Here is an 18,462-nt window from a genome sequence, read left to right as displayed (position 1 = left end):
GGTTGGATAACTGCGATCGCAAAAGATTTTTCTTGAGGTTGCTGCTTACCCAATTTATCATAAACTTGCAGTCTAATTTGAGATGGAAAGGCTTGATTAACTTGTAATTGTCGTGATCCAGATGGTTCTACATTCCCAATAATAGGATCAAGTTTCACCTGAATATCTTCTCCCTCTACTCTCCAATATAAAGTAGCTGTTTCTCCTTCTTTTAACTCCTGATTAGGTTGTTCACTACCATTAAGTGTAAAAGAGATAATTCTAAATGGTTTTGGTAATACTTCAATTACTGATTCAGTCTTTTTAGAACTACTTCTATCACTGCCGTTATTGGGTAAAGCTTGAATTTCAAAAGTGAATTTACCAGAATTTAATTTGTCTATAGGTATATTATTACATTCTAATCGTTGATTTTCTATTGGTTTACATAAATTTTGCAGTTGAGGCGGATCGACAAGTTTACCTTGTCTAAAACGATAAACACCTAATTTACCTATAGATGTACCACCTTCTGCCTTTCCAGTTATTTGAATTTCCCTTAGCAGCAAGGGATTAGCAATTTTCCAACTTAAATTAATATTCTCACCTTTTTTATACTGGGGTTTATCTGTTTTCAAATCTATAACTTCAGCTATTGGTTTTTCTTTAATTTCAACCTGAACTATTTTAGTATCTGTTTTAGCAACTTTGGAGAAAATTGGCAATCCTTTGCGATAGGATGCTTGTAATTCAAAACTATACTGTCCTTTAGCTTTGACTCCTGTTTGAAAATTGCTACAAATCAATTCTTCTTTTGACACTCTACAAGGAGGTGTTATACCAGAATCACGAGGTATTAGTTCTTCGGGAATGCCATTACTGAAATCATAAGTCTTTTGAGTTGGTTGATTTCCTTTAATTGTCAGCACCAATTTTTGCAATTTCTGATATTTTTGAATCTCCCAATTCAAAGCTACTGCTTCACCTTCAATATATGTAGGGCTATCAGTTGCAAATTCTTTAATTGTTACAGGTTCAGGGTTTAAAAGCCGCCAAACCATAAATCCTATACCACCGAATAAACCTAAACCTATTAAAATTAATAATAAAAATTGCCACCAAGGACGGGGTTTCCAAATAAAACTTAATTGAGGTAAAGTATTCGGTAAAGGCAGATTATTTTGGTCTTGAATTTTAGCTTGAAAGTTGACAACTAACCCCCCACCCCACCAAGGTCTTCGCCACCAATATCTAGGTTTAACTGTCAGATTAGATATAGAACTTTTACTAGGCAGCAATTTGATTTCACTAGGATCAAATTTATAGGTATACAATTGTTCTTCATCTCGACTTTCCAGGTAAAACATTAATTCGCGTACTACATTTCCCTGGTTAATGATTGATAATTCGTATTTGGCAGGACTACGGCTGACCTGTGCCAAAATAGTTTGCAACTGGACATCCAAAATATAACTTGGCTTAATGTCTATATAGACCAAATCTAACAGTATCAACTGGGGAGAGTTTTCCGAATATAACCGAATAGTCGGGGAATAAATTCCGGCTAAGGTGTCTCCTGGTGGGTGAAATGTCAGCAAGATTTGACCCTGACTACCAGGGTTGAGTTCTAGAGCAGCTACTTGTGATAATCCCGCTCCTTCTAACCCATCTGTGGGATAAGTAATAGTGAACCAATCTTCATCTAAATCTGGACAAGTGATGCGAAAACGGTCTACAAATTTAGAGCGATTGTCAACTATTACTTCTACTTGTAAAGGTTGACTGAGATTTAAAATTAGTGGTTTATTGGCATTGCTGCTAGGCTTGAGTGAAAAAGTGGGATCATTAAGGCGAATGATCGTTTGTTCTTTGATTTGAACTTTCAGTTGCAGGGGAAAGTTGATAGGAGTATGTTGGGGATAATGCAAGGGAGAATCTACGACTAAAGTATAATCATAAGTTCCGGGTTTAGCGTCAACAGGTATTTGCAACTCAAATTTAACTTCGTCGCTAGTTTGTTGGGGCGCTAATCCCAAACTGGCTTGAGGAGGAGTAAAGCCACTAGTAATATTTTTAAATTCATCATTAAAAGTAAAATACAAGTCAACAACAGCACTTTGATCTCCCTGATTAATGACAATAACATAAAATTCCATCGCATCTCCTGGCATTCCCCATTGAATTCCAGGAGGGTTAATAATAATTTCCAATGGACTGTTTTGAGCGTACATACCATCAAATTCCTTACCTAACACTGTGTAGTTTGACTTGAAAATCTTCACCACCACTCACAATCATATTGTCTTTCAAGTCAACACTATTGATTCTCTTTGAGCTTTGGTAAATTGTTTGACCTTTTGCTGCTTTGGTTTTATCCAGTTGATATGCTGGAGTTAAATACCAAACTATCACTTTTCCATCATCGCCACCACTGACAAGCAAACGGCCATCTTCACTAAATTTTAATGTCCGCACTGGCATTTGTGACACTTGCCAACTATCTAATTGTTGACAATTAACTTCGGTAATGGGATTTTGGGGGCTGGCATTTATTATAGTTGGGCATTTATTTAAGTTCCAAATAGTAATATATCCCCCAGAATCAGCGGTTGCTAAAATTTGCTCTTTTCCTTGCGGTTTAGGCACAAAATCCACTGCCCAAATATAATCTGTACGTCCCCTACTATCTCTGCTTTCTAATTTTTGCATTGATAAATTTTGCAGTTGATTATCTGGTTGATTGGGATTAAATGAACCAAATAAAAAACGCTTAAAGTTTCCTCCTATTACTAGGGTTTGGTCATCTGGACTGAGAGTTACAGTGCGAGCTTCAAAAGGTAATGTTAATTGATTTTGGATGTCGATGATTTGCGGTTGTTTCTGAAATTCACTGTTAGCAGATGTTCGTGACCATAATCTGATTTTACCACTACCATAACTACTAAATAAATACCGTGAATTTTTAGTAAATTCTAAATCAAATACTCTATCACCTATAGCTTTTTGATCTTGTTGATCTTGCAGTTCTTCCCTTTTTTTACCTTGATTAGATACATTCCTGAGTTCAATCATACCATTATCTAACCCAACGGCAACAATATCATTGTCCACGGGCATGAAGTCGGAAACATATACAACGTCATTGGTAATGGCTAACAGTCCGTTAGGTTTTTGTGGTTTTTGACAAGCTATTGGCTGTTCTTGATAGCTAAATTTTCCTGGTTCTATACTGTTGTTATTGCGATTAATATTCCAAAATCTTAATGTACAATCATCTGAACCACTAATAACAGAAAAACCGTTACCGCTAAAAGCTACTGAATTTACAGAACGAATGTGCATAACTGGTTCTGGTTTCAGTAGTAATGCTAAAAGTAATGCTATTAATCCCAGGATCATTAGCTGTAACCACGGGGGAATTATAGGTAGACTCTGTAATTCTAAAGTCTGGGTTGCGGGATCTGTAGTACCCAAACGTTGATCAAATAATTCGCTTCTGGCTTCTAGTAACAAGGTTTTTGCTAATCCCAACCACGGACGTTTTGTTTTCACATTGAGGAGAACTTTATTTGTTTCTCCTAGCTGCAAATTGGCTGTTTCTGGAATAGTGTTGTAAGTGCATTTTCTTTGGTCTCTTCCCTGGAGATGAATGTTAATTTCTTGGTAGAGGTTACTGGCATTTTTGAATATTAATTCAAAGGTGGCTGTATCTGATTTCCAATCAGGCAACCATTTAGCTGGACTGGGAATTGTTTGGTTTTGGTTAGTGATAGAAAAATCTACGAAACCTACAGGTAAAACTTGTAAATTACCTGCTATACTCGCGGGATAACCATTATTACTGGTGGCTTCAATGGTAAACGGATAGGTTCGACAGGGTGCTTGAACTACAGATGGAGGTTGACATTGAAAAGTTAGTTCTCTATAGCCTCCTGGATCTAAAGAAAACCGTCTTTCTACATTACCAATTAACCAAGTTGGATCAAGACCAACAAAACGCAAGATTACATTTGTCATTTGTTGACCTAAATTCCGCACTCGCACTGGTATATCTACAGAATTACGTGGATAAACTGGAAATTCTCTTACAGGCAATTCTAAACTCAAGACGTTGGGTTGATTATCTCGCTCGATTTTTAACCGCAACGTTAGTCTGCGTTGTTGTCCTAGTTGTGGTGAAAAAATGGTGATGGTGAGGTTGACAGTACCTACAAATCCAGGTATTGGTGTATTAAAAATGAATACTTGAAAGTCTGTACTATCTCCTGGTGGTTTAGCTGCTGCTACTTCTGGTTCAAGTTTATACCAGCGATATTCTGAATTGCGCTGCTCTCCTGCGGCTGTAATTTCTATTTGAAAATTTGCAAATTGAGTGCTGTCGTTGTTGACTGTCACTGTAAAAGAAGCAGGAGTAGTACCTGGTGTAAAGGTCAGATTTTGAGTAGAAAGGCTGGCATTTATTAAAAAATTACTTTCCATATTATTAAAGAAGGCAGGAGGCCAATTAGAGGGAGAATCGCAATTTCCAGGATGATCATATTCATTATTTTGCTACTTTAAACTGTTACAAGTCCTAATTTTAAGGCTCTAACTATCGCTTGAGTACGGCTATTGACTTTCAATTTTTCAAAAATACTGGTCAGATGAGCCTTAATGGTAGCAACTGTGACATATAAATGTTTGGCTATTTCTTCATTGGAAGCTCCTTGAGTTAACCAATATAAAACTTCTTGCTCTCTTGTTGTTAAGTGCATCTGATGACAAGCACGCATACAGGAGTCTGAATAAGTCTGAAAAAATCTGAAAAATCGACTGGCAACTTCTGAAGGTAGATAAATTTCTGACTTAGTTACTGTGTTTATGGCTTCTGATAATTGAGCCGCCAAATGATTTTTAAACACATAACCAGATGCTCCTGCTTGCATAGCTCGAAAAATCCATTCGTCTTCTTGGTGAGCAGATAAAACTAGGACTTTTCCAGGATAAGCAATTTGTTTAAGAGAAACTAAAACGGTAATACCATCACTACCAATAAGTTGCAAATCTAGTAATATTAAATCTGGTGATTTATCTTCTGTCAATTTTAACGCCTGGTCTAAAGAGTTAGCTTCACCGACTACTTCTACAGGCAATGAACCATTGCTATTATAAAAACTCAAGAGAGTCCGTAGACCTTGGCGAAAGCGTTCGTTGTCTTCTACCAAGATAGTTGTCAGAGAATTACGATAAGCCATTTTTCATACTCCATTGTTCATACTGTTAAATATTCTTGGTGCAAGGTAAAATGATACAAAATTGCGCTCCACTTTCTGATAAACTTTGCGCCCACAAGTTTCCGTGGTGGTCGAGAATAATTTTTTTGGCGATGGTTAAACCTAGTCCTGTACCTCCTGGACGACGAGTATAAAAGGGGGTAAAGATTTTTTGTATATCTTCTGAAGATAGTCCCTTTCCCTGATCGGAAATTTTGATTAATACTTCTTCTTGAAAAATATTCCAGCTACAGGTAATTGTTCCTGATTTGGGACTAAAGTAAATAGCATTGTTTAGTATATTGTGAAAAACTTGCTTAATTTGTAATTTGTCTATTAACAAGGTTGTGGAAGTTTCAGGAATTGATATTTTTACTTGTTTTTCATTGATCAAAGGTTGTAAATGTTTGATAGTTTCCAATACTAAATTTCTTAGGTCTTGTGGAGTGACTCTTAATTTCTCCCCTTGACCGCAATTAATTATTTCGGTGAGATTAATATCTATATCTTCAATACTTTCACGGATGATTTTTGCTTGTTCATACTCAGGCTGATCTTTTAAGCTAAAGCATAAATTGTTGGCATATAATCCTATTAATCCTAAATAGTTTCGCAATTGGTGTCCGACTCGATGCAGTAGCTGTTCTAGCAATTTAATTTCTGATTTTTGTCTGCCATAGTCTAAATATAGGTCTGCATATTTGCTCAGTAAAATAGCAGATTTATTTATCTCATTTTTTGCATTTTCTACAAGGGTGTTTTCTGTAATTATCTGTATATATTCTGGTTTTTGATTTCTATATCCTATGGGAAATACATAGGAAAATAAGTGCAATTCTTCTATTTTAAATTCATGGATTTCTCCGACGGCAGGATAGTCTATTAACCATGCCTCTGAGCGTAAGTATGTCAAAATAAATGACAATAATTTGGCTGTTTTTTCACTGATATCAGAATAATTAATTATTTCTTGATGTTTCTTTGACCAACAATCATAATAGACAATACGAGCTAATAAAATTGGATATTGATTGGTTAACTGTTCAGATTGTAATTGACAAAATTCTTGGATATGTGATGATCTCAAATCATGACAGCTAATTTCTGGTTTTGTGCAAATAATTCCCCGAATCATAGCTCTACTCGACTTTGATAAATAAAAAATTGCAAAAAGTAAATCAGCATAAGCTTCTGGTAAATTTTACTTTGGCACTGATTGAGTGTCCTGTTTTCAGGAGGTGACACGATATTGAGTTGATAATTCCAGAGTTAAACAAAAATGGATATCTGGTGGTGATTAAATTTGCATAATCTGCAACCCTTATAGTGACAATTCATTAAGTGTCACTATCATAGTTTTTTACTACTGTAATTAATATTGCCAGTATATGCAGAATAGGTTCTACGGAAATTGAAATAGTATATAATCGTATTATCTGCTTTTAACCTCTGTTTTTGCCACAAATATATAAAAATATACAATTGTCAATTAACTAAAGAATAAAAATTGTAAATTTTATCACATAAATTGCATTATTGATTCTAAAAAATAATTAAATGTTATGAAATATCTGGATTAGTGAAATGTTGAGTGAAATGTTGGCAAATTTTAAGAAATTATTAAAACAACCAGTAATTATTTCCAGTGCGATCGCCACAATTTTCATTGTGGGAGTTCAGAAACTACAAGTCTTAGAGAACATAGAGTTAAGAGTTTATGACCAGATGATGCAAATGAGGGGTGATCCTGTCCCAGATTCGCGGCTATTAATTGTTGCTGTCACTGAGGAGGATCTGCAAAAATGGAATTGGCCTTTACCTGGGGAAGTCCTAGACAAACTATTGGGCAAACTGGAAGAATATGAACCCCGTGCCATTGGTTTAGATATTTTTCGGGACTTACCTGTGCAACCAGGACATGAAAAATTACTAGAACGTTTAGAGTACAGTGATATCATCTTTCCTGTCTGTAAACACGCTGATAGCAAAAATCCTGGGATCGCACCCCCACAAGGAACAAAACCAGAACAAGTAGGATTTAGTGATATTGTCGAAGATATTGATGGTTCTATTCGTCGCAATCTGATATCAGTGAAGGCAAATGAGTCAAATCTTTGTCAAAGCCCTTTCTCCTTGAGTTGGCAATTAGCCATTAAATTCTTGGATGGGGGAGGTATTCAGGCACAAATAACGGACAACCAAGAACTACAACTGCGTAATGTGATTTTTAAACCTCTGCAAAGTCATTCTGGAGGTTATCAAAACGCAGATACCCAAGGCTATCAAATTCTCTTGAATTACCGTTCTCACAGTCAGATCGCCCAGCAGGTAACTGTTACAGATGTACTTTCTGGTCAGGTGAAACCTGATTTAGTCAAAGACCGTATTATCTTGATTGGTTCGACTGCACCGAGTTTAAAAGACATTTTTAACACGCCATTTACTACTGGCAAAGCTAATAATACAGGGAAGATGGCAGGAGTTGAAATTCATGCTCAGATGGTCAGTCAAATTCTCAGTGCAGTTTTAAATAACCAGCGTCTGTTTTGGTTTTTACCGGGATGGGGTGAATTCATCTGGATAGGAGGATGGTCTGTAGTAGGGGGATTTTTAGCATGGCGTATTCGACATCCTTTAGCTTTGGGAGTGGCTGAAGGTGGATCTTTAGCCGTTTTATTGGGAACTAATTTTGTGATTTTTCTCCAAGCTGGATGGTTTCCAGTAGTTTCTCCAGCACTGGGCTTAGTAGTTGCAGCGGTTGGTGTTCTTGCTTACAGTGCCTATTTTAGCCAGCAAGAGCAGGAGAAAGTCATGCAAATAGTACAAGAGCAACAAGACTTAATTGCTCAGTTGCAAGCCTATAAATTGCAAGAACCCAGTAGACAAACTCAGGCAACAAATATGAGTCCTGCACTCTATCCTTCAGGACAAGAACTGGCGTTAAATACATTACTCAACAAACGTTACAACATTACTGAAAAGTTAGGTAGTGGAGGATTCGGTACTACTTACTTAGCTCAAGATATTCAACGACCGGGAAAACCAGTGTGTGTTGTGAAACAAATGCGGTCTGCTCACCAGAACTCACAATATCTCAGTGTTCTCAGACGCTTATTTCATAATGAAGCATATATTATGGAAACTTTGGGTAAACACCCGCAAATACCATACTTATTGGCGTTCTTTGAAGAAAATCAGCAATTTTATTTAGTTCAGGAATTTATTGATGGTCATTCCTTATCTGATAAGTTGAAACCAGGAGTATCTCTTGTAAAGGCCGAAGCGATGAATATACTCAAAGAAGTATTGCAAGTCCTAGTATTTGTTCACAGTTATGGTGTGATTCATCGAGATATCAAACCCAGTAACTTGATTAGACGCAAAACAAATGATCATATTGTTCTCATTGACTTTGGTGCTGTCAAACAAATACAACCACAAGTGCAAGCCCAACAGCAAGAAAATCAAACTATCGCTATTGGGACTCTTGGTTATGCACCTGGTGAACAAATGAGCGGTATGCCAAAACTCAACAGCGATATTTATGCTTTGGGAATAATGATCATACAAGCTTTAACAGGAGTCCATCCCAAAGTTTTCCAGCGAGATGTCAAGACTGGTGTGGTGATCATTAATCAGACATCGGAAACGGGTGAACAGATTTGGTATTATTGGTGGGAACTGGCAAACACCACTGAGCCATTGAATGGGGTGATTAATAAAATGGTGCATCTTGACTTTACACAAAGATATCAGTCAGTTGAGGAATTGTTGAATATTGTGGCAACTTTATAGGAGATTGGGGATGTAACGCAAACCCAGGTAAAAAGCAATTTTCTCCTTGCTACCTTGCTTCTTGATTCCCGCTCTATAAAACTTACCCAGAGCTACCCAAGTCTAGACCCAACTGGTTACATAACTGTACAGTATTATGTGTACATTCCCGTAATTGTGTTTACATCTGGGTAGATTTTATCTTACAGTTACAAACCCTCAATCCTACAGCTATGACTTGTAGTTACTTTGGTCAAAGAAATGATAAATAGTACCTTCTGGAGCTAGACTCATAGCTGTGTTATGATCCTCTATGGCTTTTTGGTGATTACCTAGTGCTAGATAAGTCTGACTGCGCCAAAAATAACAGAGAGCGTTGTGAGGATTGATATAAATAGCTTGTGTATAATCTTCTAATGCACCAGTTAGATCTTGTAACTGATGCAGCCGGAAATTGGCTCTTTCTGTATAAACTTGGACACAATGGGGATAAAGGGCGATCGCATTCTGGAAGTTGCCCATCGCTCCCTCAATATCCCCTTGGGCAAAACAAGTATAAGCCTGTTGAATATATCGGTTGATATCCAGTGTTTCTTTGAGGTTAAGGTCTTGATGATTGCTGTTCACTTTTGCAGAGGTTCTATCTTGATGGTTGGTTAAAGAGGTGAGTGGATTGGTGTTAAAAATTGATCTGGGAATCAGGTAAGAGGAAAAAGGGTTTTAGGCTTGTTTACTTTTCTTGACATAGTTTGATTTTATTTTGTAACCCTACGCATCTCATTTACTAGAATCCTCAGTTTTAGTTTTGGGAAGCACCACAAGATAATATTGGTTGGGTTGCCAACCCTTCTAGGTTCACCGACTGCAACAAATCTTTCCAGTATTCCTGTACGTCCGTATCATTGGGGCGCTGACAGCGTAAATCGGCCACAATACTCAGAGCATTTTCCCAAATTCCAGCAGTGGCATAAATCACGGCCCGATCTAACGGTTGGGTTGCTTGTTGGATCTGGTTACCGATGTCTTCGTTTGGCACGCGATTAATTTCACCTTTTAGTTTTCGATTCGGACCATCAAGGTAAACTATGTCAAAAGTCCAAGTATATTTTTTACCTATTGTTAATGATGCTTTATCCACGGGTACAGTTACACTCACAATACCTTCTTGTCTCACAGGTGTCAAAGTTCTCTCATATAGGGGTTTAGTCCTTTGACCATTACCCTCTCTCAAAACAAATTTCAGTTCTTTTGCTGTTCGAGCATCTTTATCAATGTAAAACCACAATGTGGGATGTTCTGATGTCGTTAGTTGTGCTTCTAGGTTTGTGGCTGTTAGAGCAAGGGAATTAAAACGCCCTGTGCTTCTGCTGGCTGCACTTCTTGTTCTATCAGGTCTACCCGGAACAAAGACAATCTTTTGGCGACGTTGAATGTAGCCAGTTACATTTCTAATTGCTGTTGTGGCATAGCGATCGCCAGGACGTATTTGCAGTGCTTGTTGGAAATAAGATAAAGCCTGGCGATAGTTTCTTCGTCTGGTTAATTCATAACCACGGGACATATATTGTGTATATTGGCCTGATTTTTGTGCTTTTACCACAACCTGATCTGCTGCTAAAACTTTCGTCGGATTGAGAAAATCTGGCGGTAAATAGACTAAAGCCGTAAGCAAACAACCTGTCAAAAATCTAAGTTTTTTAGGATACATATCTACTTCCGTTTAATAGAGTAATTTTGATAACTTATTTGTTGCTGTTTGTGGCATCTCCATTTCTGTTATTACTATATCAATTATAATGCGTAATTTTTATTTTAATACTCCTGCTTTTTGAGTGGCTTTTGCTCCTTTTTTTCATAAATTCGGCGAAATGGGCAAATTATAAGGTTTGCATCCATCTGCAATTTACAAGTAACAATAGTTTGCCGTCTATATCTTCACCAAACTTTCTCAGCAACCCCTAAGTGGGATACTAAGCTTTTGTATGTTTAATTTATATTAAGTCTAGCGGGCTGTCCAGCCCGCACCAGATTAGGATGATCAAAGTATCATTGAACATCATGCCCAGATACCCCATCCAGACGCTAGGTATTTAATTAACCTACATGAACCGCAAAACGTACTAGATTTTCTTGACCAAACTGCAATGAATCCCCATTCATGAGGCGATATTGGACACCAGGACTTAAAGGAGTTCCGTTTAAATAAATACCATTGGTACTCATGTCAACAATCATGTAGCTATTTTGCGACCAATCCCAAGACACTCGCGCATGACGACGAGAAACTATTCCTTCGTTGGGGATACCAGTTAGGTCAATTTCTGGGGGAATAGTAATGCTTTGACTGCGGCGACCAATAAAACCTGCTTCCCCTGACCATTGAAATTCTCTACCTGAAAAGTGAATGAGTTTGAGAAGTGGTACTTTCGGTGTCGGTGGGGGATAAGCTGGCTGTATAGGTTGTACGGGTGAACGTGGCTGATAATTGGTTTGATCCTCAACTGGTGGTTGCTTGATAGGTTCAGGTGGTGTTGGTCGTGGTGTGGGTTGAGGTGGTATGGGTGTCGGTATCGGTGTGGGTTGAGGTGGTGTTGGTATCTGAGGTGTAGGTGCTACTAGATTACCCAAAGGAGTTCCACACCAAGCGCAAACCTTGGCATTATTGGGTAGGATTTTGTTAAAATATTCACAGCTTGGGTTAGGACAACGATTTGCAGCCATAATTGTTTAGATCATCAGGTATGGGTTGTAAAGGGACAAGACCTACTTTACTAAGTAAACACTGACCCTGACGAGTAGTTAGTATCTCAGCAAAGGTAGAACCAGCGACAGGGCGGCTGTTGTCTTTGGGGTAAACTACAAATATAGGGTATCCTAAAGGGTAACTTTGGAAAGCATTAACATCAAAAAAATAGTCATCATGCTGGCAGAGGTTGTCTGAAGTTTTCAGAGGACGGCGTTCGCGTTGTTGAAATAGCGGTTGAATAGCTGGTTTTTTACCATCTACTATAGCTAATGGATAACCTGTACACTGTCCCTTAATTTTACTAATCATCCCAAAACCAATGATACCAGTAGTTTGTCCGTTGAGAATTTCTTGACGAATTTGGTTTTGGGTTCTGGTTGTATCCCACTGAGTCACTTTGGCTGCAAATAAAGCTTGATCCTGAGGGTCATTTTTTAGCACTATTTCTATAAATTTACTGTTGGCTTCTGGTTCTGTGGGGGCAAATGGTCTAATTTCTAAATTCGGCAGCTTACTATTAATTTGCTGCCAATTTGTAATTCTTCCTGTATAAATTTCACGCAGTTGATCGATTGTAATTTGACCACCGAGTGCATCTGTCATATTGTCATTTTTTCTACTAAATTCCACATAGACTAATAACCCATCATAAGCAACTGATTTTTTATCTAGTTCCCCTGATATTTTCTGAGTTAAACTGGTGATGGCAAAGTCTTTTTCTCCTGCTTGGACTACTGCTATCGGTTGCCCCAGATTTTCTAAATTTGATGACGCTACGGGAGTATATTTAAAAGTCGCTTGTGCTTCTGGTTTCGGTTGATATAGTAAATCTTCTAAACTGTCTTTTCCTACTTTTTGTTTGATAATAAAAGTCCATGTTCCAGGATTTTCCCCTGTGTAATTAAATTGCCCAGCAGGTACATTATTTACATCGGCAAATCTCCGCCGCAGTTTAGACCATTGTAAATATTTGCTACTATCATCATGTTGATTAAAATACTTAACATAAGCAAAAATTCCTCCTCCCAATAATAACAAAACTATGATTAATAACCACATTGATACTTTTTTAAGACTTTGATCAGGTTGTGTTTGAGAAGATGAATCTGAATTATTTGTTTGACCTTCTTTGGGTAATTTTATGAGTGCTTGCCGCGCTAATTCTGCACTTGTAAAAGGTGTATGTATGCCAATTAATTTTTCAATAAACTGCTTTAAATAAATATCTGTAGTAGACCAATGTTGATTGTCTCTGGGGTCTAGAGGTTGATGATCAGCATAATTTATCGTGCTTCCTGCTAGTAAATAAAAAGCTACTAATCCTAATGATTCTAAATCTTTTTCTTTTTGAGCAGGTGCGGGTTGGGTAATGGCTGGGGGAATAAATAAGTTTTCCCAAATTGCTAAATCACAAAGATATATAGAAAATTGTTCATGTTTGGTTAATTTATTGGTTAATTTAATTAATATACTATCTAAATTTATGTTGCTGTGAGCAATACCTTGTTGTACTTGATTGGAGGGAAAAAGTATTTTTTGGCTGTGGAGAAATTCTAGAGTTTGTAGGGTTTGATTCAGTATTTCTCTCACCTGAACGGCTGTCATTTTCCCGTTTTGGATGAGATATTGATGTAAGGTTTGGGATGCTTCTATGGCTTGGGTGATTAAATAACAACGTTCTAATTTTTCATCAGCAATAGCTTCTAATGTGTTAACTAAGCGAAAATTTTGCATTCTACTATCTGCTAACTTTATTCCTCCTAAACGTTGAAAAAGTTGTTTACGATCGCCTGATTCTTGGTCATTAAAACAACGTTTGGGCAGTATATATTCTTTGATTTCTACTGGCTGTTGGTCTTTGATTTTAATACCTGAGTATACCCGACCATAACCTCGCACGCCTAAATAATTAGTTACCTGATATGTACCAGAGTTACCTTTTATTTCTGCTTGCTCTGATAAAGTCGCAGGAAAACCACATTCTAGACAGAATTTAGCACCTTTGAGTTCTTGGGCGGTTTGTAAAGGGCGATCGCAATTTAAAGGATTATTGTATGAACAGGTGTATTCTGGATAAAAGGAAGCAAATGATGTCATATACAAAAATTTTTCACCATTATTGTGATTCCATTTTCACTTTAAACGAGTTTTCTGATTTCATAGCTTATATCCTACACTGAAATAAAACCCGTCATCCTGGGCATTTACACCACGGTCATCTAAATTAATTAAAGGTAGACTGTAATCTAAGCGTATATTGAAACCTGGTACAAGTTGCCATAAAACTCCCACTCCCGTACCAGCTAAAAATGTTTGTCTCTGTAGGGTGTTAGGGTTATCATCTTTATTCCAGACATATCCTAAATCAAAAAATGGCGCTATTTTGATTGATGAGTTGCCTTTTTCATCTTTAGATAGTGTGATTTGATTTTCTACAGCAAATCTTACTCCGTTGTCACCTGCACGGGTATTTTGCCGATAACCACGTACTGACTGACCACCACCAATTATAAATTGCTGTGATGGTAATAAACTGTTAGGTGTTAATTGTACTTCTGCTTGGGCAAATAATAAATAGTTATCGCTGATTCTTTGTATTCTTTGTATTTGTCCTAACCAACTGAAAAACTGACCATCAGGAATAGGATCGGCATTTCTGGTAGCATCAAATACGTCTATACCCAGACTAAATAAAGAACGTAAAGACCATGCACCTTGTAAATCCCTTGATAAATAGTCTTGTCCAAATTTAATTACTCGTGTTCTGCTGTTAGCGTTTTCATCTGGTCCAAAACCGAATGCTGTCGGACCTGCAAAAGTAAAGGTTTGACCATCTTGGACGGTAAAACCTAATGATAATGCAAATTCTTGGCGGAGCGATCGCACTAAAGGTTGACGAAAACTGATTTCATAGAGTTGGGACTCACCGCGAATATTGGCATTTTTAAAAGGTTCTTGGATAACTTGATTATTATTAATAGCTGTTCTCAGTTGCACAGTCCCATTCATGGTATTTACTGGAATGCGATAACTGAAATCATAGACATTTGATCCGCCTCTGGCTGTAAAATAATAAGATGCTGCCAGTTCATCACCCCATCCTGTGAGATTACGATAAACCGTATTGATACCAAATCTTTCTGAACCTACACTTGGTGGGGAATAGTTATCAACATTTAAACTAGCTTGTAGAGGGTTAGCTTCGGTAACTCTGACTACTAGAATACTTTCACCCAACTTAGTACCTGCACGGAGAATACCTTCTACCTTGGAAAATAAGGGATCTATTCTTAATAATCTTAATTGGTTTTCTATATCTGCTGTGGACAGGGGTTTTTTAATTCCTAATGCTACACGCGATCGCACATAATTAGGATGAATATGTTTTGTACCTTCAACTTCAATTTTCTCTAAACCTCCTTCAATTATCTGTATTTTTACTACACCATCAGTAATTGTTGAGTTAGCTAAAATTGCCCTTGAGGTCAAATATCCCCGATCTAAATAGAATTGGGTAATTGCATCAGCGACTTTTGTCAGTTCTTCTAAACTTACAGAACGTCCTTCTACTTCCTTAGTCAAGGTGTTCAATTGCTCTTGGTTAAAAATTGTACTCCCCAATACTTCAATTTTATTAACTTGAATCTTTTCCGTTTCGGTTTCAGTTTCGGTTTCAGTTTGAGTTTCGGTTTCTGAAGGAACTATTGGTTGATTTTCTGGTGTCAGTGGTTCAGCATCAGGGACAGGTTGTATAAATCTTTTCTCATTAGTATTATCTGCTGGATTTCCCCCTTGTGCTAAACGATTTTTTGATATTTCTAAGAACACTGAAGAACTCACAACATCCGTATTCTTTACTACTTCTTGATTGGATTCTAGTTGTTGATTTGATTGTTGATTTGGTTTATTTGTAACTTGTGTTAGCAGATGATCAGGTTGTTTTAATAATACAAACGAACTAGATGATCGAGCATGACCTGGTGATGCAGAGAACAATAGCAGTGTACTGGGAATGAAAAATACACATAAATTTCTTCCTTGTAAATACCAACGCATAAAATTACTACCCCTAGTCTTTTATTTTTCCACTTATGTTTATGTTTATATCAGCTTGTAATTTTTACATTAACACGCTATGTTCTCTTGATATCGAGAAATGGCAAAATTTTAGTATTTTTTCCATAATATACAAAAATATACAAAGGTGAGGTTGCATAGGATAAATTAGAATAAATTAGGATAAATTAGGATAAATTAGGATAAATTAGGATAAATATTGATGCACAGTTAGAATACATATTCAGATCCATGTTGTAGCTAATTTCGGATTGATTTTCATGACTGAACTTCTACCTTTGACAAAAACGAAAACCTGTGCTGTTGTCAAGACTTTTTAATCAATTTTTAATCAATAACTATGGGATTTTTATTACTATCATTTTGCAGTTGTTCATGATTAGCAATTAAATAATCAATAGCTTTTTTGAAATAGCCTTGACTGGACTTATCAAATACAGTATTTTCTAAATCCACAGTTTGTAATTTGCGCTCTAGTTTTAAGCGATAATCATCATCATGAATTAATTTTAAAACTATTTTCATATATTCTGCGGGATTCTTAGCAATTAATTCATCAAAACCAATAATTCTCAACATCTGTGAACCAATCCGACTATACCATCTATTACCTTCAAAAGTTACCATTAATTTACGTAAATATAAACTATCGGCCACAATATTACAACCCCCAAAATGATAGGATTCAATACATAGATCTCCTTCTTCCATCATTTCCATATATTCATCGTACATTTTGACGGGAACTAACTCAAAATTATCCTTTCCTAAAATTGATTCCAGGTCTTTTTCAAAGGGAAGAAAATCATTCTTATTAATTAAAGCTCCACCCGAAAAGAATCTAAATAATAAAGGTTTTTCAGCATTATCAATAATTTCTTTTAATAGGTTCAGCATTGGAAAATTAACTTTTTGGGCAAACCAAGAACAATTAATAATAAATTCAGAACGTGATTTTTTGGGTTTTCTTAAATCATAAATAGGATGATTATGTACCGCACCAAAACCAGGTAATAAAACTAATCTTTCCGAATAATTTCTATGGGCTAAATTAATATTTTCTACATTAGCACCACTAATATAATAATCTATTTTTGAGCCAAAAGTGCTGACAGAATGACCTAAACCACAAGCTTGTATAGGTGCTAATCTTAAATTAGATAAAAATATACTTTCATCAGTCATACCAATATCAGGATAAAAAATTAGTTGAAAATCATTGTTAGCGATCGCGTCAATATTTAAACTACCATTTTCAAAAAATATATATTTTATTCCCTTAAAACCCTCAATATCTAGATCATTTCTCACACCACCCAAATGCACCAAAGTTACATCATAACCGGACTTCAAAGAATTAACAAACTCTGCTAAGATCCGATATACAGAATGTTTATCAAACCATAGAGCAGTAATGATAGCGATTTTCTTAGGATCGGGTTTATTAATAATATTAATAATTTGTGCATTTTGACCAAAAGAACCTTCTTGGATAGCTTGATTAACTTTATACTTAATTTCATGATCTTTATTTTCGTCAATATAGGTAGCACCAAAACAAATTTCTGAGATATTATAGAAAATATTTAAATCCTCATGATGGTATGACAAATGTTCACGAAGGCTATAATAAGCTGTTTTATTAACTAAAGCAGATTTATAAAGTAGCAAAAAATGTGAATACCATAAACAAGCGAGATGAGGATTAGTATTAAACAACATATCTCTATCAAAATTAACATTATTTCTAGCGGAATATAAAGTTAAAATTTTGACAAAGTTATTAGGTTGATTCTTGAGAATTTCTAAATAACCATCAGTATTTTTAAAATTTGATATGGCTACCAAATTAGCAATAGTAGGATTAACCTGAATAAACTTGAGAGTATAAGCATCACCAATGATATAATCAGGCTGGGTGAAAAAATATAAAAAATTCTTCACAAAAGCATCAATAAAGTATTGACATTCTGGCGAAATTGTAGAATAGGTATTCTCTGCGAAATACCAGATAATTTCTAAAAAAATATCCGATAATTCATCATATTCTTGCTTAGAATATATGGTGATTAATTGTTGAGGATTGAATTGAGGTAATTGGGTATTATCAGTCATATTATCAGTCATCTTATTAGTCATTGGCAAATTGTACACTACATTTTCTGTTTATCCCCTAGTGATGGGGTAATAAAAATTTATTTTTCTAATAGGATGCTTGTCCCAGTAAAAATTTCCAACAAGAAACTCTTGACACTCTCCGGTGTAAAGATGCAAGGATTCTACATTCACAGAATCGCCATTAGAGGACAGGTTAACACCAATCGCCCAAGAGGGCAAATCTCCTGTAGGGTAAGTTCCTGTGTGTCCTGGGGTACTTAATCCCGGTTTAAAACCTGATACCGCTGAAACATCCTTTCCGATTGATTATTATAATATACATCTCCAGAAAAGAAATTATGGAACCTATTTATGGGGGCAGGTCGAAGCTTATGGGATATCTAGATGTCTGGTTTTTCCGTTAAATTATCGCCTTTATCGCCCATAACCATAAAATATTACAATTTGTGACGGATGAAGCAAGTTTTGTTAAAAAAATATACAAAGTTGAGATTGCATAGAATAAACTATTGATGT

The 18,462-nt window shown here is 36.2% G+C and carries 11 protein-coding genes; 1 reads left to right on the top strand and 10 read right to left on the bottom strand.

What is annotated here, in order from left to right:
• From H5968_RS17215 to H5968_RS17200, 4 genes are all read right to left on the bottom strand, one after another.
• Nucleotides 1-2,210 (bottom strand): hypothetical protein (locus H5968_RS17215; RefSeq protein ID WP_187040931.1); only part of this gene is annotated, 2,210 nt, incomplete at its 3' end.
• A gap of 13 nt (nucleotides 2,211-2,223) precedes the next feature.
• On the bottom strand, nucleotides 2,224-4,458 hold the full coding sequence (locus H5968_RS17210; RefSeq protein ID WP_187040930.1) for a hypothetical protein: 2,235 nt from the start codon (nucleotides 4,456-4,458) through the stop codon (nucleotides 2,224-2,226).
• A 77-nt stretch (nucleotides 4,459-4,535) separates the two neighbouring features.
• On the bottom strand, nucleotides 4,536-5,213 hold the full coding sequence (locus H5968_RS17205; RefSeq protein ID WP_187040929.1) for a response regulator transcription factor: 678 nt from the start codon (nucleotides 5,211-5,213) through the stop codon (nucleotides 4,536-4,538).
• Nucleotides 5,214-5,238: 25 nt separating this feature from the next.
• Complete coding sequence (locus H5968_RS17200) at nucleotides 5,239-6,366, bottom strand: sensor histidine kinase KdpD (RefSeq protein WP_187040928.1); 1,128 nt, start codon at nucleotides 6,364-6,366, stop codon at nucleotides 5,239-5,241.
• 461 nt (nucleotides 6,367-6,827) lie between these two features.
• On the opposite strand from H5968_RS17200, the gene H5968_RS17195 reads away from it, so the two are divergent.
• Nucleotides 6,828-9,026, top strand: a complete 2,199-nt coding sequence (locus tag H5968_RS17195) for a CHASE2 domain-containing serine/threonine-protein kinase (protein WP_187040934.1) — start codon at nucleotides 6,828-6,830, stop codon at nucleotides 9,024-9,026.
• A gap of 210 nt (nucleotides 9,027-9,236) precedes the next feature.
• Here H5968_RS17195 and H5968_RS17190 read toward each other — a convergent pair whose 3' ends face one another.
• The 6 genes from H5968_RS17190 to H5968_RS17165 all read right to left on the bottom strand — a co-directional run bounded on the left by H5968_RS17190 (nucleotide 9,237) and on the right by H5968_RS17165 (nucleotide 17,943).
• Nucleotides 9,237-9,632 (bottom strand): tetratricopeptide repeat protein, encoded by a 396-nt coding sequence (locus H5968_RS17190; RefSeq protein ID WP_096572513.1) that lies wholly within the window; start codon nucleotides 9,630-9,632, stop codon nucleotides 9,237-9,239.
• A gap of 172 nt (nucleotides 9,633-9,804) precedes the next feature.
• Nucleotides 9,805-10,713 (bottom strand): DUF928 domain-containing protein, encoded by a 909-nt coding sequence (locus H5968_RS17185; protein ID WP_187040927.1) that lies wholly within the window; start codon nucleotides 10,711-10,713, stop codon nucleotides 9,805-9,807.
• A 386-nt stretch (nucleotides 10,714-11,099) separates the two neighbouring features.
• On the bottom strand, nucleotides 11,100-11,726 hold the full coding sequence (locus H5968_RS17180) for an FHA domain-containing protein (protein WP_187040926.1): 627 nt from the start codon (nucleotides 11,724-11,726) through the stop codon (nucleotides 11,100-11,102).
• The gene (locus tag H5968_RS17175; RefSeq protein ID WP_187040925.1) at nucleotides 11,704-13,848 is read right to left on the bottom strand and encodes a substrate-binding domain-containing protein; all 2,145 of its coding nucleotides are present in this window, start codon (nucleotides 13,846-13,848) and stop codon (nucleotides 11,704-11,706) included. The genes H5968_RS17180 and H5968_RS17175 overlap by 23 nt, the downstream gene beginning before the upstream one ends.
• Before the next feature lie 60 nt (nucleotides 13,849-13,908).
• The gene (locus H5968_RS17170; RefSeq protein ID WP_187040924.1) at nucleotides 13,909-15,807 is read right to left on the bottom strand and encodes a ShlB/FhaC/HecB family hemolysin secretion/activation protein; all 1,899 of its coding nucleotides are present in this window, start codon (nucleotides 15,805-15,807) and stop codon (nucleotides 13,909-13,911) included.
• 348 nt (nucleotides 15,808-16,155) lie between these two features.
• Nucleotides 16,156-17,943, bottom strand: coding sequence for a hypothetical protein (locus H5968_RS17165; protein WP_187040933.1), 1,788 nt, complete (start codon nucleotides 17,941-17,943; stop codon nucleotides 16,156-16,158).
• Nucleotides 17,944-18,462 lie beyond the last annotated feature (519 nt).

It is taken from the genome of Sphaerospermopsis sp. LEGE 00249 (assembly GCF_014299995.1).
In the GTDB taxonomy this organism is placed as follows: Bacteria; Cyanobacteriota; Cyanobacteriia; order Cyanobacteriales; family Nostocaceae; genus Sphaerospermopsis; species Sphaerospermopsis kisseleviana.
Note: the sequence above shows the minus strand (reverse complement) of the source record. Positions and strands in the feature narration are given on the sequence as shown.